Below are 21,378 nucleotides of genomic sequence, written 5' to 3' on the forward strand. Positions count from 1 at the left end.
ACTACACAAACAAAGTCCACCTGCGTGGACTAACGAAAAATCAAGGCTTTTGAACCCACGAAGGTGGGTTTCGTCTGTGTAGCTGCGACTTCTAGTCGCCCTTGCAAGTAATAAATTAGACTTTTCAAACACCCTCTTAGCATAACATCTGCTAACTTGAGTAGATTGTTTGAAGTGTTCACTTGAGCATCATGACTAACCAATAAAGCCCGTTTAATACCCCAACATGATAGAGTATGATTCCATTTCTGCTGCTTTTTCAGAAAATCAGGGTTACGTTGTCTATCTCGAAGGATAGCAGTACCTGTAAGTTGAACAAACACAGGCTCAAGTGTACTAGGAACGTGACTAATAAGTAAATCTGTAGCCATAGAGAAATCTAGAATATAACGGTTTGAAGCACTTCCGTCAGTCCTAACATTAATTGTTTTAGTTATAGCAATAATTAAATCTTCGTCACTACCAGTATACTCTTCTTGTATAAGTTTTTCAATCCAGTAAGAAAATTTTGGATCTTTTTGACTCAACCAATTAGGTAATATGACGCTATACCAGTAATACTCAGTTACAGATAGATTCTTTTGTTGGCAAAATTTTTCTATTTCTCCTTGAGGTAAATTTAAAATCGGTTTGATGTCATATATATAAGTTTGAATATCGTAATAAAATTCATTGAGAAAACCTATTAAAAACCGTTTTTTATCAATAAGTTCACTTTTATATTCAGATAGTGTAGTTAGAATTTCTTTAATCCTAACTGCCAATTCAGTTTCTCCTCTAAACAGAGATGCACGTTTTAAAGGTTGTAGTCTGAGCTTAATCTCATTTGCTTGTAATCTAGTCCTATATGCCGACAAGTTAAATCTCCATTAGGGGTTGTTTTGTTAATTTTATGCGATTTTGGATCTCAATTGTATCAAAAAGAGGTATTTCAGATTAATATCCCATCAATACCGTATCTTCTGGAACAGGTTCATTTCTGTCTTGCAAAACTTCAATGTAGAGAGATATTGCCTCTTCTATATTAGCTAAAGCTTCCTCACGAGTTTTACCCTGACTAATACAACCGGGTAAACTGGGTACTTCGACAACAAAATACCCATCTTCACCATGAGATAACAGCACTTTCCGTTGAGATTTTATTGTTACCATAGTTCAATCAATTTCTCCATGAAATAACACAAATAGTTGAAAATATTTGATTCTAGTAAATCATTTATATCATATAACTTGATTTGCCAGTTTACTTTGGATGTTTGAAATACTATGTTGATTAGGGGATCTAAAAGTTTTTGATACATCAATAATGACTTTTCAAACATCCTCTTATTCAAGAATCTGTAAAACATGAAATGGTTGATTGTTGGTTTCCCATTTACGAATTTCCCAATAAAGCTGAGTTTTGTAAAAATAAGCTACTTCATAAGCAAGTCGTAAATTACGCTCAAGACTATTTGCTTCAACATCAACCGTTTTATTAGTTCCAATAGCTTTTCGTAAACCAAGTGATAAAACTTCTACTACAGCGATTTCCAATCATATAAGGTACATCTTAGCCCCCTCATCGCTTGCGGGGAGGGGGTTGGGGGTGGGGTTCTTGTTCCGGGTTTGATGACAATTTGCTGTAAATCATGACCACAGCAGACTTGCCAAGGATCATGATTATTACTTTTTTCAGTAATTAGCCGTTTTTCTAAATCTTCATCTTTCAAGTAAAAAGCTTGAGATTTGTTCTTGATTTCTTGAATGAGTTTTAATTGATTAAATTGCCAATTTTTTTCATCAATAAATTTGCTAAACGTTATACCTTCAAAAGTAAGATTTAATTTATCAGACTGAGAAATATAACGTAAATAACCAATTGCAACACCAACGGAAATTAATACTTCTCTAATATCTCGATTCAATGGGGTAATTTTTTCTTCAGAACCAAATTCCCTAATTACTTTTTCTAAAGCAGATGACTTGATTAGCATAGTTTCAAGATCATGAGTGTCGGTGCGGAGTAGATTAGGACTTGTATCTGGTGTATTTTGCAGACGATCAAAATCTGCATCAACAATTGCTAAAATTCCCTGAAAATTTGATTTTTCTAAAATTTCTAAAATGGCAATAGCACGCTGTTTACTAGAGGGTTTTCCCGCAGTAATGACTAATTCACAACTTAATTTATCAACAAATCTCTCATAGAAAGTTTTATCAGAACTTCCTTCAACTAATAAGAAAGTTCCTGAATAAGTGCTACGTCTTAATCTTATTTGGTTAGCAACACGGTCAACGGTTAAAAATTCTCTCATTTTACCGGACCTTTTAATTCAACTGTTAAATCCCAGCGATCTTGTATAATATCGGGTGAATGAGTAGCTATGAGAATATCTAAATCAGCCAACTTTGTAATCTCTTGCAAATCCTTTAAAAACTGCACTTGCCAACCTACATGAAGAGACAATTCAGGCTCATCAATCAAGACTAAGGAATTAGGTTCAACTTTGAATAGTAGTTCATATAAAAGCACTAATTCATGTTGTTCACCCGATGATAAATCAGTTGGTGATAGAGTTTTTGAATCAGACAAGGATGAATTATAAAGTGTTGTAAAAATGAATCCCTTTTCTTTGCTAAAATTTATCTCTTTATAGGAAAATTTATTATTAATAATCTTCTTCAATAAATTAATTTTAGTCGCTATTTCAGTAAAAACATTGAGTTTTTTTTCTACGTCTTCAACATATACTGATAAAGCATTTTTGGTACTTTCATCTATGTCTTGTGGTTGAATTTGAAACTCTGAATTTTCATCTTGATCTAAAAGACCTACTTCTATCAGACGAGAACGAGTTTCTTCAAGTTCATTAAGTTGATTACGTAGTTGTTCATCTGTTATATCTGATAATGACTGTTGTTTTACTACCCTCATAGGAAAACTTCTATCAAGAGATTGAGATATTGTTCCATATTCTTTAAACTTATCTTGCATTAGCTTGGCAAGTTCATCAGAATATGCAGATACAGTTGATAAAATTGAAGGCGTTCTATCATCAAATTTATCTTCCATCCTCATTATCTCTCTTGTAAGTTCAGGACTAAATAATGAAGGTCTTCTATCATCGCTTAATTTAGAACGATGATTAGGAAATACATTTAATAACCGTTGCGATTCTATCAGACGAAGATGAATATTATTTTTTAATTCTTTTAACCATTCAAGTTCTTTTTTTGATTTTAATTTAGATGATAAATTATACCATGATAAAGATATATCTTCTGCACTTAAAGTTAAAGAAGGATTTTTTTTAATAGGAGTATAAAGCCATTTTTTAGCTTCTACATTAGGCTGATAAAAATTAAAAATAATATTATTCTCTATGTTTTCCGAATCATCATAATTTTTGATAATCTCAAAATTACTATCATCATCAAAATCAACGCAAAATTTACTAAAGGGAATAGTTTCTAACTCAGAGTATTGGGAGTTAAAAAATCCATTCAAAATTCTCAACATTGCTGTTTTACCAAAACCATTCGGTCCATGAATAACGGTGATTCTATCATCCATATTCAACGGAATTACATGATCAAAAATTCCAAATAAGCCGCTAACAGAAATTTGCTTAATTCGCATAATAATTAACTCTCATGTTCATAGACATTATTAAGCCTGATAGTAGCAGTAGATTGGGATGCTTCCAGATATTTCCAATCTACTTCATAATTGAACTGACTATCAATATTTACATCTTTAATCATAAAAATTCCTATCCTGAAAATCCTCAAATCCTGGATATCCTGATTCTGACAAAAAAACACTTTTAAAACATCTTCTTAAATATCTTCTTCATCTTTATTGAAATTCTTCTTCTGATAATGTTTCTATATATAATTCAACTGCCTCCTTGATATTTGCTTGTACGGTTTCTAAAGAATCACCTTCAGATTGACATCCAGGAAGTTCAGGACAATAAGCATAATACCCATATTCATCTTTTTCAATAACAATACTAACTTTATAAGACATAAATAACTTCTATTTCATGATTAATGATTGACTATCAATACCTTGTCCATTTTTGGTAGGTTGGGTTAAGCGACAGCGCAACCCAACAAATGCGTTGGGTTTCGTACCTCAACCCAACCTACAAATTTAAGACTTTTTTCGATTTGGACAAGGTATTGATTATCATAGCAATTTTCCCATAAAAACAAGGTATAAACATCTAAAAACCCGATCAAGGTTGACCGGGTTCTAGTGAATTTGCAGGTTTCAAATGATTAAAGTAAGTAAGTGAATTTAAGTTACTAAGGGTGGACTTTCTAAAACGCAAATACAGCATATCTACGTCTTTCCGCTCTGGGATTTGGCTTCGCCATCTTATCTAGAGTTTGGCTAATTGCCACTTCTTCATCAATAATGCTGTAATTGTCGGGCTGATGATAGGGGACACACTGATCATTTACCCTTTTCTTTTAGTTGGTTTTTATTTGCTTGGTGTCCTATGCTTTGAATATATCATTTGATTTTTGAGGTAGGACTTATTCTTTACATTTATTAACAAATTGGGGTGCTTATTTCCGATGATTGCTTTTTTGCCAACTTTGACTATTCGGCTGTTTGCTGAATTTAGCTTTGGGAAAAAGTCGCTGTTCTATTTGTTCATAACTGCCTTCAAAGTCGCATTTACCGAAATGGGGACATTGACGACAATAAACGCCTTTGCTGTACCGTTCTAGATTCTCACGGTTGAAAAAATAGGGTTTATGACTAAATGTACTTGCTACCCATTGCCATGACATATTGTTACTTGCTGGATCACCGTCGAGTAAATGTTGGAGAAACCATTTTGCGCCGGCTTGCCATTGAATATGCCGCCAATGGATAATATAGGCGGCTAACCACATTCTTATATGGTTGTGCAGGTAGCCTGTTTCTCGTAGTTCCTGACTAAAGCTGTCAATGCAAACTAGTCCTGTCGTTCCGGTTGTGATATCTTCAGGTAGTTGGGCTGCGTAGTCTGTTGATTGATAACCGGTTTTGGATTCTTCTTGATTTTGCCAAATCTCGTTTCCTAGTTTGACATATAATCTTTGCCAATAATCGCGCCAGCCTAGTTCGTTAATTAGTTTATTAGCATCGTCGGGATTGTCAATTCGGTTCAGTATATATTCTCGAACTTCCCGCAGACTCAAGACTCCATGACGAAGGTATGGTGATAATTTGGTAATGTCACCTGTTAAGAAGTTGCGGGTTTTTGCGTAAGCTATGGGGTCAATTTTTTGGAGTGCTTGTTGTGCTGCTTTCCTTCCTCCGGGAATATCGCTAATGTGATCATCTTGTGCTGCGGCTTGGGGGAACTGTTCCTTGAGATATGCGACTAATTCGGCTCGATTTTGGAAATCACGTAACATAAAATTTGTAAATGTCAATTTAGGATTTTAAGAATAATTAAACGCAGATGAACGCAAATGAACGCAGATGAATATGGATGAACCAATGTATTTGATGATTCTGTGGAGATTCCCGTAAAATTGGTATTAGTAGTCTACAATCAAATGTGGTTTTGTACCGTAAATAATTGATCTATATTCTAAGAGGTTGGTTGAAAAGTCTAATTTACGCCCAAAGTTTGAGGTATCCCCATGAATATAAACGAACGAACCAAATTCAATAACAGCCAAAAGCCTTGAGGATTAAGTCAAATTTAACAATAAATATGGTAGAATGTCCTAATAATGTCAACAAGTAGAATAGAATATTTGTCTGTTGCCAAACACTGCTGCTATATATGTCCAAAATTTACACTGTAGAAATTAACCACCAAGGTAAAAAACATACCCTGCAAGTTCCTGAAGATGAAATTATTCTCAATGCCGCCTCAGCTAATGGTTTAGACTTACCGACTTCTTGCGGTGCTGGTGTTTGTACAACTTGTGCGGCTTTGATTACAGAAGGAACTGTAAATCAAGAGGATGGTATGGGTGTAAGTCCAGATTTGCAAAAACAAGGCTATGCGCTGCTTTGTGTTGCTAAACCTCTTTCTGATTTAAAAATCGAAACGGAAAAAGAAGAGATTGTTTATAAAGCGCAATTTGGGAAAGGTTGATCATCATTACCAATCACCAAAAAGTTTCTGTATTCTCAAAATCATCAAGGCAAAGGATTTAGGATTATGACAACTCACTTTATTTCCGCTGAAATCGAATTGCAAGAAACTCCCACAGAATTAGAAAAAGCGATTACAGCAGAATTGGAGAAACAAGGTGAACCCCTGCGTTGGGCTATTACCGCTGTTAATGAACAAGCACAAACCGTAACAGTAGAAGCCGTAGTTACCGCTTAAATTTCATCTTTGCGTCTTTGCGCGAAAAAAACCTGTGATACCCATCCAAAAACCATACACAGTAATTTTAATTATACCTACCGGCATTGGGGCGGCGATTGGCGGTTATGCTGGTGATGCGTTACCAGTAGCTAGAGTTATATCACAGGTATGCGATCGCTTGATTACTCACCCCAATGTCATGAACGGCGCAAGTTTATACTGGAATATTCCCAACGCTTTATATGTCGAAGGTTATGGTTTAGATAAATTTGCGGCTGGAGAATGGGGTTTACGTCCTGTCCGTAGTAACAGAGTCGGTTTACTTTTAGACCAGGGACTCGAACCGGAACTAATGCTGCGACACTTGCAGGTAGCCGACGCAGCCAGAGCAACTTTAGGATTAAATATTACAAATCATGTTATTACAGATGCCCCACTAAACGTAGAATTACGGACTTCTGCATCAGGTGCTAGTTGGGGAACAATTGGCAATCCTGATAGTTTATTACGGGCTGCTGAGAAATTAATTATAGAAGAAAAAGCCGAAGCGATCGCAGTTGTTGCCCGGTTCCCCGAGGATATGGACGAAACCGCAGTCCAAAACTATTGCCAAGGGCAAGGAGTAGACCCTATAGCAGGTGCAGAAGCCGTCATTAGTCATTTATTAGTTCGTACCTTTAAAATTCCCTGCGCCCATGCTCCTGCCCTTGCCAGCACCTCACCAGACGCAAATTTATCCCCCCGTGCAGCAGCGGAAGAATTGGGCTACACATTCTTACCTTGCGTTTTAGTTGGGTTGGGTAACGCCCCGCAATTTATCATTAATACAGAACATCACAATTCTTTATCCACTGATATCTGGGCAGATCAAGTTGATGCTTTAATTATTCCCGTCACCGCTTGTGGAAATAGTGCTTTATTGAGTTTAATCCAGAAACAATGTCAAATAATTACAGTTGCAGAAAATGAAACTTTGATGCAAGTTTCTCCATCCATGTTAAGAATTCCCACCTTACAGGTAAACTCATATTTAGAAGCAGTAGGTGTATTAGTCGCTCATAAGGCAGGTATCAATCCTTCCGCATTAACCATTGACAATTAACAATTATTTTTTAAACTCCTGTGATTGAACAACAAAATCAAGAACCAGAAATACCCTATTTAACACGCACCCAAGTCTTAGTAGCAATGGGTGTAACCGCAATTATTCTCTGGATAGTTGCTAAATTATGGTTACGCTGGGGTAACATTGTGCTTTTTGAGTGGCGCTGGCACGAACAAGATTTATTATTAGGAATTAGTTTAGGTGTAATTATTACCATATTAAGTGGTTTAGCGTATCGCCTTTCCCCTCCCTATCGCAAAAGTGCTGATTATTATCTAGAAATGGTTCTCAAACCTCTAGCTTTACCGGACTTAATTTGGTTAGGATTACTCCCCGGGTTAAGTGAAGAATTATTATTTCGAGGTGTAATGCTACCCGCTTTAGGCGCAGATTATACCGCTGTGATCGTGTCCAGTCTTTGTTTTGGAGTCCTACACCTTAGCAGTCCCGAACAATGGCCTTATGTAATTTGGGCAACTATTGTTGGTATCATTTTAGGTTGTAGTACCCTATTAAGTGGCAACTTGTTATTACCAATAGTTGCTCATATGGTGACAAATTGGCTATCTAGCTATTTATGGAAAATCCAAAAACTTTAGCTGAATAAGTTGTCTATGAGGGCAGTGTATAAAGATCCACAGCCTACACAATTGTGTAGAATGACCTGATGTGAACTGTAATATTTTAAATTTTGTAGTAATATGTACTAATGTAAGTTGCTAGTTAGGTACATTGTCAGAAATGGCTAACGCCACGCTTCGCTATCAGGATGTCCAGGATTAAAGGATGAACAGGATGAAATTTCTGTTTTCATTACCAATTACCCATTACCAGCCTCAACTAGATAACTAGCAACTTGAGTTACTAAGATAATGGAATTATATTTATGTTTCAAACTACTCAACCACAAGTCAAGTATTTTTCCTTTGAAGATTACTATGCCTATGATGATGGAACTGAGAATCGCTATGAACTAGTAGATGGAGAATTAGTTTTAATGCCACCAGAATCAATTTTAAACTCTGATATATCAATGAGATTATTATTGGAATTGGCTAAATCTGTCCCGTTCCATTTATTAAAATATAAAGAAATTATGATTGAGGTAAGTGGGCGTAGGGCTAAAGTAAGGATTCCTAATTTATTAGTTTTGGGTGAAGAATGTCGTGCTGCTTTGGAAACTACGAAAAGAGGAACAATTACCCATGATATGCCACCACCATTAATAGCGATTGAGGTGGTATCGCCTGGTGTTAAAAATCAAATACGAGATTATCGTTTTAAGCGTTCTGAGTACGCAGCCAGGGGAATTACTGAATATTGGATTGTCGATCCTGTGCAGAACAAGATTACAGTTTTATCTTTAGTAGAAGGCTTTTATGAAGAATCTATCTATATACGTGATGATGTGATTAAAAGTGGAGTAATTCCAGAAATTAAAATTAAGGTAAGTGATATTCTTATTTAATAATAGTATTTTTAAAACGGGCTGAATTGGTAGCACCATTTAGCAAATGTAAACCCGAATTAATTAATCCTAATCAAGAAAATTCAACTAATAACAACTGAACGGTTTCTTCAGCCAATATTCCCAAACCAGATTTTATTCAGCAAACCCTATTTAGGGATTGCTAAATAAAGCTAAAACTATTTACTAATAAGGGTTTCGCGGATTTTTATCACAAGAAAGTGCCAGGTTTTGGCTGATAGTGTCTCACAATAGGTGCATTTTTCCTTGTCGGATTTGGAAAGTTGAGGATATCCAGATAGTTGAAACTGTCACCTGTCACCTCCCCTCACAGACAACTTATTCAGCAAACCCTATTTAGTCTTCATACTTCATCTTTCAATCCTTCCTTAACCCAATTTTTCAAATACTTTGAACATGGGCAAATACATAGCCAACAAAATTGTTCCTACCATTCCCCCTAAAACCACAATCATCACCGGTTCTAAAATGCTAGTGAGAGATTTCACGGCCTGTTCTACTTCATCTTCATAGAAATCGGCAACTTTCATCAGCATTCCATCTAATTGACCCGTTTCTTCACCGATACTCATCATCTGAATTGCCATACCCGGAAAAACATTTTCTTTGAGCAAAGCCACGCTAATCATACCCCCCTGTTGCACCTCCTCACGGGCAGAGTCAATAGCATTAGCAATAACTTGGTTTCCTGATGTATCTCGCACAATTTCTAAACAGGTTAAGATCGGGACTCCAGAGCGAGTCAATGAACCAAAAGTCCGACTAAACCGAGCAATAGCAGATTTTTGAATCAAATCACCGAACAAAGGCAGTTTGAGAGAAATACCATCAATATTTAACTTACCTATAGGGGTCTTGTAATACTGCTTATAGAGAAATGATAGTACAGATAACCCGCCGATAATTGCCAATGACCAATAACTTCGTAATATTTCACTACAAGTCATCAAAAATTGGGTAAGTGCTGGTAATTCTACTCCGATATCTTTAAAAACGGCGGCAAAAATGGGAATTAGAAAAACTGTCATCCCCACAAAGATAGCAGTTGCCAAAAACCCTACTACCACTGGATAAGACATAGCTGATTTAATTTGGTTCTGCAATCGCGCCATATCTTCTAATAGTTTAGCTAAACGATTTAAAACCTCATCTAACACACCTCCAATTTCTCCAGCTTGTACCATACTCACATACAAGCCATCAAAACATTCAGGATGTTTACGCATGGAATCGGAGAGGTTAACTCCAGTTTGAACATCAGCACAAATTTCTATTAAAGCTGCTTTAAGTTTAGGATTACTACACTGTTCAGCAAGTACACTCAAGCCTCTAACTATAGCTACACCTGCATTTACTAAAGCAGCAAATTGACGGGAAAAAATTGCTTTATCTTTGACAGAAACCTTAACAAAGGAATTCTGAATTTTCTGGATATCAAACCGAGAAGCCAAGCTTTGAGATTCTTTTAAATCTTGAACAACAAAACCTTGATCTCTAAGATTAGTCCGAGCATCAGTCAAGGAATCAGCGGTAAATTTTTCAGTTCTGGATTTTCCTTGAGAATCACGAATACGGGCAACGTAGGTAGGCATAATATTAATTTAAAATTTTAGAATTGGTCAGTTGTTAGTTGCAAAAGAATATTTCTCTCCCCTGCTCCCTGCTCCCCGCCCCTTGCCCCCTCATCTTACCTGTTCAATTTAGCTCCTGCTGGGGCTGTCGCACCAATTAGACGCTGTACTTCATCTGGTTTAGAGGTTTTAGAGATTGCCGCTTCAAAAGAAATAGTTCCAGCTTTGTATAAATCAGCTAAAACCTTTTCTAGAGTTTGCATTCCCAATTTACCACCGGTCTGAATAGCTGAGTAAATCTGTGCTGTTTTTCCTTCCCGAATTAAGTTAGAAATAGCGGGAGTAATCACCATGATTTCTTGAGCCATAACTCGACCATATTCATTTGGTTTGGGATTTTTCTTAGGTACTAAAGTTTGACTAAAAACTGCAACTAAGGAGTTAGATAACTGCACCCGCACCTGAGTTTGTCTTTCTGAGGGGAAAACGTCAATAATCCGGTCAACGGTTTGTGCAGCCGAGCTTGTATGTAATGTACCAAATACCAAGTGACCTGTTTCTGCGGCAGAAATTGCCAAGGCAATTGTTTCTAAATCCCGCATTTCTCCTACCAAAATAATATCTGGATCTTCCCGTAAAGCTGCTTTTAAAGCACTAGCAAAACTCTTCGTATCTTCCCCTAATTGGCGTTGGTGAACTAGACTTTTGATAGGTTCATAAACAAATTCCACAGGGTCTTCAACTGTTAAAATATGTTCTGCCCTAGTCCGATTAATTAAGTCAATCATTGCCGCTAGGGTCGTAGTTTTACCAGAACCAGTCGGACCCGTAACGAGAATTAATCCTCTAGGTTTTTCCGTCATTTCCCGAACTATATCGGGCAACCCTAATTTTTCAAAGTTAGGAATTTTAGAACTTAATGCTCGTAAACAGGCGGCAAAAGCACCTCGTTCTTTGTAGACATTCACCCGAAACCGAGCTAATCCTTTGACACCATAGGAACAATCTAATTCCCAAGTTTGCTCTAAGGTTTTGCGCTGGGTGTTATTGAGCATACTGAAAATTAGTCTTTGGCACTCATCAGCAGTTAAGATGTGTTCACCAATAGGTGTGAGATGTCCACTAATCCGAAAATAGGGAGGCAAACCAGCAGATAGGTGTAAGTCTGAGCCACCCATATTAATTAGTTGCTCCATCAAGTCTTCAATCATCATTTCCATAGTCTGACTGCACTCCCATTAATTAATAATAAACGCCTTATGTGAGTTAAAAATGCCCCGGTTATTTTAAGGGTTTCAGACTTCACCTTACCGACAAGTCCTAGTCTTACGAAGGAGATTGCATTGTTCTAGCCGCCAACTCACATAAGGCGTAATAAATAACCGCAAACTCTCAATGCAAAATATGTGGTTGGTTAATCTGTAAATCGAGGTGTCATACAGTAAGGACAATCTAACCATTCTGGTTGTAATTCTCCTGTACACATTCGACAGGTCAGACCACTTTTGCGTTTAGCCTTTAATTCGGCTTCTAAACCTGTGTCTGTAAATGTTACCCGTTCTACCTCTTCTAAGGTAGTTGCACCTTGACGAACTAGGTCTAAACTGTATGCCAGTAAGGTTTTCATACCCTCTTCAACAGCTACTTCTTTGATCCTTTCTGTAGGTGCTTCCTGATTAATGAGGGTTTGTAATTCTTCAGTAATCCGCATCACTTCATAAACACCACAACGCCCTTTATAGCCAATGCCATTACATTTTGGACAAAGATTTTTATGGCTGGCTATTTCTTCTGGTGGGATAATATTGGCTTTATAGAAAGTCACCTGAGCCTCTTGGGAAGCGGATAGACCATAGCGAGCTAGTTCTTCAATGGTGGGAGTATAGGCAATCCGACATTCAGAACAGACACGACGAACGAGACGTTGAGCTAAAACACCAATCAGAGAACTGGAAACCATGAAAGGTTCAATACCCATTTCTCCTAAGCGAGCGATCGCTCCCGGCGCATCATTAGTGTGTAAAGTAGTTAATACCAAGTGACCAGTTAATGCCGCCTCAATTGCCGTTTTCGCAGTTTCCTTATCCCGTGTTTCCCCCACCAGCAACACATCTGGATCTTGACGCAAGAAAGCCCGCAATGCCGTCGAGAAATCCAACCCTTTTTCTCGAATTACCTGTACTTGAGTAATCCCCGGTAAACTATATTCAATCGGATCTTCTACCGTACTGATATTAATCCCCGGATCATTCTTTTCTGACAGCGCCGAATACAACGAAGTCGTTTTACCCGAACCAGTTGGTCCTGTCACCAAAATCAACCCGAATGGCTTACTAACCATATCCTTAACAATATTTAAGGTTTCTGGGTCAGTAATTAACTTATCCAAACCCAATTGGGTCGAAGAATTATCTAAAATCCGAAGAACAACCTTTTCTCCATAACGACTGGGTAGAGTATTTACCCGGAAATCCACCTTCCTCCCCGCAAATATCCGCCGGATACGTCCATCTTGAGGTAAACGTCTCTCCGCTATGTCCAGGTTAGAAATAATTTTAAATCGGGCTGTTACCGCGGGGATAATTTTTTTCGGCATATTTTCAAATGCCTCACGTAACACCCCATCCTTACGGAAACGAATCCGTAAATATTCTTCCTGGGGTTCAATGTGAATATCCGAAACACCCTCACTTAAAGCCTTCAACAAAATCCGATTCACAAGTTTAATAATAGGTGCATCATCAGCACCCTTGATCGCCTTATCTAAATCAACATCATCATCACTATTTTCCTCTATTTCCAGATTCTCTAAATTATCTAAATCCCCCTTCACATCATAATTTTTTTGTTGATCTAAGGTCTTTTGGCGGGCAGCTTGCTCATTTAGGTATTGATTAATAATGCCCCAGTAATCTTTATGGGTAATTACCCGCCGCTGAAAAGACAAACCTTTAGGACGCAAAATTCGGTTAAGATCATCAGAAGCGTCTAAATTATCTGGGTTAACCATCGCCACCAAAATATAAGGTGACGCTTGGTCATCATGTCTTGACAATGGCACTAGATAATGGCGACGGCATATCTCCACAGGAATGAGTTCTTGAATCAGCATCCCCACATTTGTTGTATCAATTTCGTTGACTTCAGTATCAAGCGACTCAATACCGTATAAAATTTTAAGTTCAAATAAATGTTGTTTTTTGTATGCTGTTACCTGTTCAGGAGCTAATTTTCGGTTAGTAATTGACTCTAATACTTCTGTCAGTGGCTTACCAGACTTGCGGCTCGTAGCTACAGCCTGTCTCATTTGTTCATTATTGGCATAGCCAGATGCTACCAGTTTATTAGCAAAAGGCGAAAACTCAGTTCTGATCGTTATCGCCGTACTGCGACCTTGTGGTGATGAGTAAGTCATAAGCAGATGGGTTAGGGTAGGGGAATCTCTTCTTTAAGTATTCCCTCACGGTGGTACATACTTCTCATTGATACTGTATTAAATTCTAGCCAACAACCTTTTGATGTAAAAATTTTTATATTGAGAATTTATCGGAAAAATACCGAAAACCTTTGCAGGTGTGTCCGACTCCTACCGTGCGGTTTTGGGGTCTCCCCAAGCAGAGCAACAGCCGTTTAATTGTCAAGGTACAGTCTCTGCGGTTTAGGCGGCAATCGGGTTTTTAGACAGGTTGATTACCCTTCCTACATGGGTCATATTGTCGATAAAATGCTAAATTATGGCAAGAGAAAATAAATGACAGGGATGAAAATCCCACGAGTCGCTGATATCCCAGGGCTAAAGCCTCTGAGTTATTCTATAAACCAGGAATTGGGCGAATCAACTAAAGATATAGCAAGTAGTTGCTAAAGTTACCGAAAACGCCTAAGTCTACCGCAAACCATTCTTCTCAGCACTTCAGTGACTGAGTTTTCCACTTACCACATATTCTTATGAAAAGTGACTCCCCGTCCGAAATTAACCCCCAAGACTCTAGCAGCGAAGCTAATGAGCAAGTAGTAAACCAAATAAATGAACAGGGAGATAATATACTCACTGAGGAAAATGGTAATGCTACAACCAACCCCATTGAAGTAGATATCGCTGTCTTAGCGGATTTATCTCAACAGATTGAAACTCTCAAGACTCAATTAGAAGACCGTAGTATTCAATATATGCGAATTGCCGCAGATTTTGAGAATTACCGCAAACGAACTGCCAAAGAAAAAGAAGAAATTGACCTACAGGTAAAGCGCAACACGATTACAGAATTGCTACCTGTCGTTGATAATTTTGAACGAGCGCGAGCGCACCTCAAACCCCAGGGCGATGGCGAAATGACCATTCATAAGAGCTATCAAGGGGTTTATAAACAATTGGTGGATTGTCTCAAACGTTTAGGTGTAGCACCCATGCGTCCTGAAGGTCAAGAATTTGACCCGAATTTGCATGAAGCTGTGATGCGAGAACCGACAGATGAACATCCAGAAGGAACAGTTTTAGAAGAGTTAGTTCGTGGCTATTATTTTGGCGATCGTGTACTCCGCCATGCTATGGTGAAAGTAGCTGCGCCCAAAGAAGATATATCTGTGGACTCAGAAGATTTGTCCAATCAAGATAACAGTTAGCCTAAACAGTATAAGGCTGTTGATACTTGCTTAAAGTTTCACTGCCTTATGCTCATAGCATCCAGATAGAATCATCAATCATGAATGCCAATGTAATACTAAGTTTTTAAATAAAGTTTGCATCAAGTTTGCATAAATTCATTGCCTGTAGCTAAGACACAACCACTTGTGAGTAATTACGGTAGAGCATCTTACTAAAAATAATTCAAGTATGGGAAAAGTTATTGGGATTGACTTAGGGACTACAAATAGTTGTGTCGCTGTTTTGGAAGCTGGGCAACCAAAAGTAATTGCCAACTCCGAAGGTGGACGTACTACCCCTAGTATTGTAGCCTTTGGTAAAGCTAATGATCGCCTAGTCGGACAACTAGCCAAGCGACAAGCTGTAACCAATGCCGAAAACACAGTCTACAGTATCAAGAGATTTATTGGTCGTCGCTGGGAAGACACAGAATTAGAGCGTGGTCGTGTCCCTTATAATTGTATCAAAGGCAGGGATAACACCGTTGATGTCCAAATTCGGGACCAAAACTACACACCCCAAGAAATATCCGCTATGGTCTTGAAAAAACTCAAGCAAGACGCGGAAAATTTCCTGGGTGACGAAGTCACAAAAGCCGTAATTACCGTACCAGCATATTTTACAGACGCTCAAAGACAAGCCACAAAAGATGCAGGTACTATCGCTGGGCTAGAAGTATTAAGAATTATTAACGAACCCACCGCTGCCGCCCTAGCCTTCGGTTTAGACAAACAAGATCAAGAACAATTAATCCTCGTATTTGACTTAGGCGGAGGCACATTTGACGTATCTATTCTCCAACTAGGAGATGGAGTTTTTGAAGTTAAAGCCACCTGTGGTAATAATCATCTCGGCGGAGACGACTTCGATAATGCCATTGTTTGCTGGATGGTGGAGCGATTCCTGGCAGAAGAGAACATAGACATTACCCAAGACAAAATGGCACTCCAACGCCTGCGAGAAGCAGCGGAAAAAGCCAAAGTCGAACTATCCAGCATGGTTGTTACCTCTATTAACCTGCCATTTATCACGGCTGATGCCACCGGACCCAAACATCTGGAAATGGAACTCAGCCGGTCCCAATTTGAAGAACTCACAAGGAGTTTAATCGAGGGGACTATCGCCCCAATGATGCAAGCCATCAAAGATGCAGAAGTCAAACTACAGAATATAGATAGGATTATTCTTGTCGGGGGTTCTACCCGCATTCCTGCCGTTCAAAACGCCCTGATTAAATTTTTCAATGGCAAAACCCCAGATCATTCCGTCAATCCTGATGAAGCCGTAGCCTTGGGTGCAGCTATCCAAGCCGGGGTATTGGGGGGGGAATTAGACACCCTGTTACTTTTAGATGTTACACCTTTATCTTTAGGGATTGAAACACTAGGAGAAGTATTCACCAAAATTATTGACCGGAATACCACCATACCCACCAGCAAAGCCCAAATATTTTCTACAGCCGTTGATGGTCAAAACTCCGTAGAAGTTCATGTCCTCCAAGGAGAACGTGCTATGGCTAAAGATAACAAAAGTCTGGGCAAATTTCTCCTCAGTGGCATTCCTCCTGCTCCTCGTGGTGTTCCCCAAATTGAAGTCGCTTTTGAAATTGATGTGAATGGCATCCTCAAAGTTGCTGCGCAAGATAAAGGTACAGGCAAAGAACAAAGCATCCGCATTACGAGTACAGGCGGGTTAAACAACAAAGAAATTGAGCAAATGCGGAAACAAGCTGAATTATTTGCCGAAGAAGATCAAAGACGTAAAGAACTGGTGGAACTCAAAAACCAAGCTAATAATCTCTTGTTTACCTATACTTCAACATTACGGGCTAATTCCAATCTACTCAGTCAGCCATTGATAGCTGTAGCTAATCAGAAAGTTGAACAACTGCAAGCCGCAATGAACAATTCCCATCTGTCCCCAGGGAAGTTTAAAACCCTTTTAGAGGATTTCCAACAAACTATCTTTGCTATTGGTACAGATGTTTACAACCAGGCTAGTGAAGAGGATTCCACATCAGAAGATGCCACCCAAATAAATCTGACAGAAGAATATCATTCTTCCTTGACCAACATACAAATACCGCCATTCAATATTAATTTAAACGAGGAAAGTAACTCACAAGCTGATTATGAGACGATAGAGTGAACTATTCACCTGTCGAAAAATGTTGCAATTCCTAAATGATAACTATGATGGAAACTCAAGCACAGCAAAGATCACAAGGAAATTCTGCTTTACCAGAAGATAGTGGATCTTTTTCAGATGCAGACAATCGCCGTTTACCAAAATTACTTGCTCCTAAGCAATCTGAATCTCAATGGCAGCAAATTATTAGACAAATTGTTGAATTTTTTAACCAACTGCCAGATTATTTAGGCAGTATTTTTAACAACAATAAACAGGGTTTAATCACTGTAGCCTTAATTTTATCAGCTTTTGTCACAGTTAAGGTAGCGATCGCATTACTAGATGCTGTTAATGATTTCCCGTTGCTACAACCGATTTTCGAGTTGATTGGCTTGTTTTATTCTATCTGGTTTACTTTCCGTTATCTTATCAAATATGAGACTCGGCAAGAACTAGCTCAGAAATTTAACGCCTTCAAACAAGAATCTTTAGGATAAAGATTTTTGGTATTGCTGAATTGAACCTGAGTTCGACATAAGATAATTTGTGGAAAACTCGCCATGAGTCTCAAACCCTGATGATCTCGTTGAAAAAATCATAAATCCGTTCGCGTAGCGTCTCCGAAGGAGAAACTCCTAACACCGAACTCAGGTGTATTCGTTTTGACTTTTTCCTGCGCTACTAGCTTGTATGGATCTAATTTTGCATATATCGTAAGGAATATTTTTAGGAGATTTTGTGGATAATATAGCTAAAAAAAGCATTAATTATGAAAAAACTCAGGCTAACGTGGTTTAAATCGTTGTAACTCCCATTCTTTAGCGATAACATGGAAATAAGTTTACTACGAGCTTTTCATTTTTCGTTTAGCTGAAATTTTTTTATGGAAATTCAATTAATCAATATCGGTTTTGGTAATATCGTCTCCGCCAACAGAGTCGTTGCCATCGTTAGTCCAGAATCTGCGCCCATTAAACGGATTATTACCGATGCTAGGGATAGAGGTCAATTAGTTGATGCTACCTATGGAAGACGGACTAGGGCAGTGATTATTACTGATTCTAGTCATGTTATTCTCTCGGCGATTCAGCCAGAAACAGTAGCCAATCGGTTTGTGATTTCTCGTGATCATCATGTTGTAGATAATTAATCATTGGCATAATTATAGTAATCCTATTTGAGTTATGAACTAGTTTTTGTAACGAACCACTCCAGACACAGAGGACACAGGGGTAGGAAAATAAGAGATGTTCACATTTCATTTAGGATTGCTATATCAACCCAATTCTATTTGTACCATATCGGCTGTAGGATATGAATTAGACTGGATTTCTGTCACCAGTGCTACAAATTCTTTAGTCTTGATGCTATTTTGAAGAGTGAGGATGAGAAATACTGCGGCAAAAGCTTATACCATAGGTATTTAACCATCTCAAATCCCAAATTCAAACTGGTATTAGCTATTTTAGTCGCTAAAACAAGACTAAGGAATTATTTGTATTTATTAATTCACTCTTTTCACGGATAATGCAAGTTTTACCTACCCATAATGGTGCAAATACGAAAGAATGTCTGCCTCTGGGCAAACTAATTGTTTTAACCGGTCCGAGTGGAGTCGGCAAAGGTACATTAATGAATGAAATTCTCCGGCGTTATCCAGAATTGCATTATTCAGTATCTGCAACGACTCGTTCTCCTCGTCCGGGAGAAATCAATGGTAAAAACTATAACTTTATTAGTCGGAGTCAGTTTGAACAGTTAGTTACTCAAGGCGAATTTTTAGAATGGGCGGAATTTGCTGGTAACTGTTATGGTACGCCCCGTGAGGCTGTGCTGAATCATGTTCAGGCTGGTAAGTTGGTGGTGCTAGAAATCGAGTTAGCAGGAGCAAGACAAATTCGGCATACTTTTCCTAGCGCTCTGAGTATTTTCATTTTACCACCTTCATTTGCGGAATTAGAAAAGCGGATACGCGGGCGCGGACAAGATACGGAGGAAGCTATAAATCTTCGGTTACAACGTGCTGAAGAAGAGATTGCTGCTGCTAATGAATTTGATATAAAAATTATCAATGATGATTTTGAGCAAGCTGTAAAGGAAATAGAGAAGGCGATTTTTGACTAAAACTACTCCGGGTGGGCAATGTCCACCCTACAATACTTAGATATTTTCAGAAATCATTTATGATTGCTATAGATGATTTTAAATCAGTATAAAAAAATGATTAATTTATAGGATTTAGGACTTACGCACTGTACAAATTAACCATCATGTGTATGAAGGATATTTGGTCGTTTCAGGCTTTTGGCGATTAACTTCCGATCAATAGCGATAGCGAAGTGCTGCTGCAAGCAGTTCGCTCAAAAATCATCAAACAATCACGTAAAAATCCCCGAAATCCATACCTTATATTTGGTTAATCCTGTCAATGCGTAAGTCCTAGAAACTATTACCTGTTACCAATCATCAAATTAACCCAATAAACCTTGGATTAATCCAGAATTACCTGTTAAGAAGAATGCAACTACTGCACCACCGATACCACCAATTAAGAAAGCGCTGGCGAAATTATTCCAGCTTTCCTTAGAGTTGAAAGCATCAATAGGAGGATTGGGTACAGCAACACTAGCAAGAGCCTTATCAGGATTGCTGTTAGCGTATAAAGATAGGCAAGCGGTTAAAATTACAACCAAACCAATGCTGCCCAGTAAACCAGCTAAGTTAGCATTAGGGGCATTACGTAAGGGACCCAATTTATCAAAGGGTCCAAATAACAAATAACCATGAGCCATACCAACTTCTAAACCACGTCTAAAAGGATTTAGACCAGGGCGATAAGCTGGTAAATTGCTAATAAACCACTTCACCAAAGGAGCAGAGTTGATGGGGGTTTCTAGGTCGCCTTTTTGTGGATCACGTCCTGCTGCTATTGCCATAACTATTTTTCGATTCCTTGAATCACTGTGGTTATTTTTCAAGGCATGAAACCCGTAAATTACAGGTGAGATTACGAGTTTCATACATTATTTAAGATTGTTTATTGCTAAACAACCCAGAAGAGAAAGCTAATTTACTTAGCTTTTCCTAACCGTGTTTTCAACCTATAGGGGGTGGAAAAGTAGGTCGGGGAAGAAGCGGTTAAATTCAATCAAAATACCGGCTGTGATTGTTAGCCAGATTGTAGCCGCAACGGGGGCAGTAGAGATGAATGTCAGCAAGTAGTTGGTTTCGTCGCCTTTTTCAGCCATGAATTTAGTCTCCAGAATGAATAAGTGAAAACAAATGAATTAACGTGGCGAAACGGTAATTTCTGAATCCTTCGCTGTTAATTCGCCGGAGAGCAATTCTTTGATTGCTGCTGCTGGCCAAGCAAAACCGGAGGTGATGATAGGTAGAGCAATACCCAAATCAATTTGGATTTCTTTTTGCTCCGCATTTGATTCTTTTTGGATTGCTTGGAGATAAGCACGGCCTACCCAACCAATCCAACCAGCAATGTAGAGGAAGAGAATACTAGGGATTAAAAAATCACCAGCATGATCAAGACGGCCATCTACAATCAGGTGGGGATAACCTTCAGGTCCACAGAGTGCCTGAGAATAACTTTCAAACCGCTTTTTACCTGATTCGGGGTCAGGGGTGGTGTTGCGGGCGTTTAGTGCTAGCTCTTGAAAGGCGGGAGAGTCTTTACAAGGAACAAGATTTGCGCCTAGCGCTTTAGCTTCAGGAGCAAAATTGAACCAAAGAGTCATCACCAAAAGCAAAGCAAACAATCGTCTCATGGAGTTGTTTCCTTTTATTACAAAACGGGAAGTTTCTTGTACAAAACGAAGCGGCTTGTACAGTCTTTATTTTAGATAACTAGGAAGTTATCATACTCTTGGCTGGGGACTGAGTAAAGTTGAAGTCAATAAAAGTTAAAGCTTCTCAATCAAAAGATAGGGAAAAGGGTAGGAAGCAGGGAGCAGGAGGCAGGGCGCAGGGGGCAGGGCGCAGGAGGCAGGGAGTAGGGGAGATATGAGAGAATGTATATATTCTCTTGCCTTTTGCCTTTCGCCTCTTGCCTTTCGCCTCTTGCCTTTTGCCTTTTACCTTTTGCCTCTTGCCTCTTGCCTCTTGCC

At 38.6% G+C, this 21,378-nt stretch carries 24 protein-coding genes; 11 read left to right on the forward strand and 13 right to left on the reverse strand.

All coding sequences use genetic code 11. The features are described 5' to 3' along the window. Positions 1–29: 29 nt before the first annotated feature. From PN471_RS19690 to PN471_RS19720, 7 genes are all read right to left on the reverse strand, one after another. On the reverse strand, positions 30–857 hold the full coding sequence (locus PN471_RS19690) for a hypothetical protein (RefSeq protein ID WP_271778282.1): 828 nt from the start codon (positions 855–857) through the stop codon (positions 30–32). Between the two features lie 79 nt (positions 858–936). Then, a complete protein-coding gene (locus PN471_RS19695) occupies positions 937–1,152 on the reverse strand; it encodes a type II toxin-antitoxin system HicB family antitoxin (protein WP_096667896.1) in 216 nt (71 codons plus the stop codon). Positions 1,153–1,326: 174 nt separating this feature from the next. Next, a complete protein-coding gene (locus PN471_RS19700) occupies positions 1,327–1,536 on the reverse strand; it encodes a hypothetical protein (protein ID WP_271778283.1) in 210 nt (69 codons plus the stop codon). Continuing rightward, positions 1,521–2,297: a DUF4435 domain-containing protein gene (locus tag PN471_RS19705; RefSeq protein WP_271778284.1), complete on the reverse strand. Its 777-nt coding sequence runs from the start codon at positions 2,295–2,297 to the stop codon at positions 1,521–1,523. The genes PN471_RS19700 and PN471_RS19705 overlap by 16 nt, the downstream gene beginning before the upstream one ends. Beyond that, positions 2,294–3,622 (reverse strand): AAA family ATPase, encoded by a 1,329-nt coding sequence (locus PN471_RS19710; RefSeq protein WP_271778285.1) that lies wholly within the window; start codon positions 3,620–3,622, stop codon positions 2,294–2,296. The genes PN471_RS19705 and PN471_RS19710 overlap by 4 nt, the downstream gene beginning before the upstream one ends. A 219-nt stretch (positions 3,623–3,841) precedes the next feature. After that, on the reverse strand, positions 3,842–4,015 hold the full coding sequence (locus tag PN471_RS19715; RefSeq protein ID WP_271778286.1) for a type II toxin-antitoxin system HicB family antitoxin: 174 nt from the start codon (positions 4,013–4,015) through the stop codon (positions 3,842–3,844). 548 nt (positions 4,016–4,563) lie between these two features. Further along, positions 4,564–5,403 carry an FAD-binding domain-containing protein gene (locus PN471_RS19720; RefSeq protein ID WP_271778287.1) on the reverse strand — a complete coding sequence of 280 codons (840 nt, stop codon included), beginning with the start codon at positions 5,401–5,403 and terminating at the stop codon, positions 4,564–4,566. Positions 5,404–5,780: 377 nt separating this feature from the next. Here PN471_RS19720 and PN471_RS19725 point away from each other — a divergent pair, with 377 nt between their 5' ends. The 5 genes from PN471_RS19725 to PN471_RS19745 all read left to right on the forward strand — a co-directional run bounded on the left by PN471_RS19725 (position 5,781) and on the right by PN471_RS19745 (position 8,890). Further along, positions 5,781–6,098 (forward strand): 2Fe-2S iron-sulfur cluster-binding protein, encoded by a 318-nt coding sequence (locus tag PN471_RS19725; RefSeq protein WP_193895574.1) that lies wholly within the window; start codon positions 5,781–5,783, stop codon positions 6,096–6,098. A 66-nt stretch (positions 6,099–6,164) separates the two neighbouring features. After that, positions 6,165–6,335: a hypothetical protein gene (locus PN471_RS19730; protein ID WP_193895572.1), complete on the forward strand. Its 171-nt coding sequence runs from the start codon at positions 6,165–6,167 to the stop codon at positions 6,333–6,335. A gap of 43 nt (positions 6,336–6,378) precedes the next feature. Further along, positions 6,379–7,419: a DUF3326 domain-containing protein gene (locus tag PN471_RS19735; protein ID WP_271778298.1), complete on the forward strand. Its 1,041-nt coding sequence runs from the start codon at positions 6,379–6,381 to the stop codon at positions 7,417–7,419. 20 nt (positions 7,420–7,439) lie between these two features. Continuing rightward, positions 7,440–8,021: a CPBP family intramembrane glutamic endopeptidase gene (locus PN471_RS19740; protein ID WP_271778288.1), complete on the forward strand. Its 582-nt coding sequence runs from the start codon at positions 7,440–7,442 to the stop codon at positions 8,019–8,021. Between the two features lie 287 nt (positions 8,022–8,308). After that, positions 8,309–8,890, forward strand: coding sequence for a Uma2 family endonuclease (locus PN471_RS19745; RefSeq protein WP_271778289.1), 582 nt, complete (start codon positions 8,309–8,311; stop codon positions 8,888–8,890). Between the two features lie 389 nt (positions 8,891–9,279). On the opposite strand, the gene PN471_RS19750 is transcribed toward PN471_RS19745, so the two are convergent. From PN471_RS19750 to PN471_RS19760, 3 genes are all read right to left on the reverse strand, one after another. Next, positions 9,280–10,503, reverse strand: coding sequence for a type II secretion system F family protein (locus PN471_RS19750; protein ID WP_193895566.1), 1,224 nt, complete (start codon positions 10,501–10,503; stop codon positions 9,280–9,282). Between the two features lie 95 nt (positions 10,504–10,598). Further along, a complete protein-coding gene (locus PN471_RS19755; protein ID WP_193895564.1) occupies positions 10,599–11,702 on the reverse strand; it encodes a type IV pilus twitching motility protein PilT in 1,104 nt (367 codons plus the stop codon). 194 nt (positions 11,703–11,896) lie between these two features. After that, a complete protein-coding gene (locus PN471_RS19760; protein ID WP_271778290.1) occupies positions 11,897–13,897 on the reverse strand; it encodes a GspE/PulE family protein in 2,001 nt (666 codons plus the stop codon). 533 nt (positions 13,898–14,430) lie between these two features. Here PN471_RS19760 and grpE point away from each other — a divergent pair. The 6 genes from grpE to gmk all read left to right on the forward strand — a co-directional run bounded on the left by grpE (position 14,431) and on the right by gmk (position 19,381). Further along, positions 14,431–15,105: a nucleotide exchange factor GrpE gene (gene grpE, locus PN471_RS19765; RefSeq protein WP_271778291.1), complete on the forward strand. Its 675-nt coding sequence runs from the start codon at positions 14,431–14,433 to the stop codon at positions 15,103–15,105. 211 nt (positions 15,106–15,316) lie between these two features. Continuing rightward, positions 15,317–17,275: a molecular chaperone DnaK gene (dnaK, locus tag PN471_RS19770; protein WP_271778292.1), complete on the forward strand. Its 1,959-nt coding sequence runs from the start codon at positions 15,317–15,319 to the stop codon at positions 17,273–17,275. A 44-nt stretch (positions 17,276–17,319) separates the two neighbouring features. Next, complete coding sequence (locus tag PN471_RS19775) at positions 17,320–17,754, forward strand: CAAD domain-containing protein (RefSeq protein WP_271778293.1); 435 nt, start codon at positions 17,320–17,322, stop codon at positions 17,752–17,754. A gap of 386 nt (positions 17,755–18,140) precedes the next feature. After that, positions 18,141–18,407 carry an extracellular matrix/biofilm regulator RemA gene (gene remA, locus PN471_RS19780; RefSeq protein WP_015080662.1) on the forward strand — a complete coding sequence of 89 codons (267 nt, stop codon included), beginning with the start codon at positions 18,141–18,143 and terminating at the stop codon, positions 18,405–18,407. Positions 18,408–18,504: 97 nt separating this feature from the next. Continuing rightward, complete coding sequence (locus PN471_RS19785; RefSeq protein WP_271778294.1) at positions 18,505–18,633, forward strand: hypothetical protein; 129 nt, start codon at positions 18,505–18,507, stop codon at positions 18,631–18,633. Positions 18,634–18,784: 151 nt separating this feature from the next. Then, positions 18,785–19,381 (forward strand): guanylate kinase, encoded by a 597-nt coding sequence (gmk, locus tag PN471_RS19790; protein WP_271778295.1) that lies wholly within the window; start codon positions 18,785–18,787, stop codon positions 19,379–19,381. Positions 19,382–19,728: 347 nt separating this feature from the next. Here gmk and PN471_RS19795 read toward each other — a convergent pair whose 3' ends face one another. The 3 genes from PN471_RS19795 to PN471_RS19805 form a co-directional block, all read right to left on the reverse strand. Then, entirely contained in the window at positions 19,729–20,277 is a 549-nt protein-coding gene (locus PN471_RS19795) for a photosystem I reaction center subunit XI (protein WP_271778296.1), read from the reverse strand. An 81-nt stretch (positions 20,278–20,358) separates the two neighbouring features. Beyond that, positions 20,359–20,505 (reverse strand): photosystem I reaction center subunit IX, encoded by a 147-nt coding sequence (psaJ, locus tag PN471_RS19800; RefSeq protein ID WP_039203682.1) that lies wholly within the window; start codon positions 20,503–20,505, stop codon positions 20,359–20,361. Positions 20,506–20,544: 39 nt separating this feature from the next. Further along, a complete protein-coding gene (locus PN471_RS19805; RefSeq protein WP_271778297.1) occupies positions 20,545–21,039 on the reverse strand; it encodes a Photosystem I reaction center subunit III in 495 nt (164 codons plus the stop codon). Between the last annotated feature and the right edge of the window lie 339 nt (positions 21,040–21,378).

Source organism: Aphanizomenon sp. CS-733/32, from assembly GCF_028330045.1.
GTDB classification, from domain to species: domain Bacteria; phylum Cyanobacteriota; class Cyanobacteriia; order Cyanobacteriales; family Nostocaceae; genus Dolichospermum; species Dolichospermum gracile.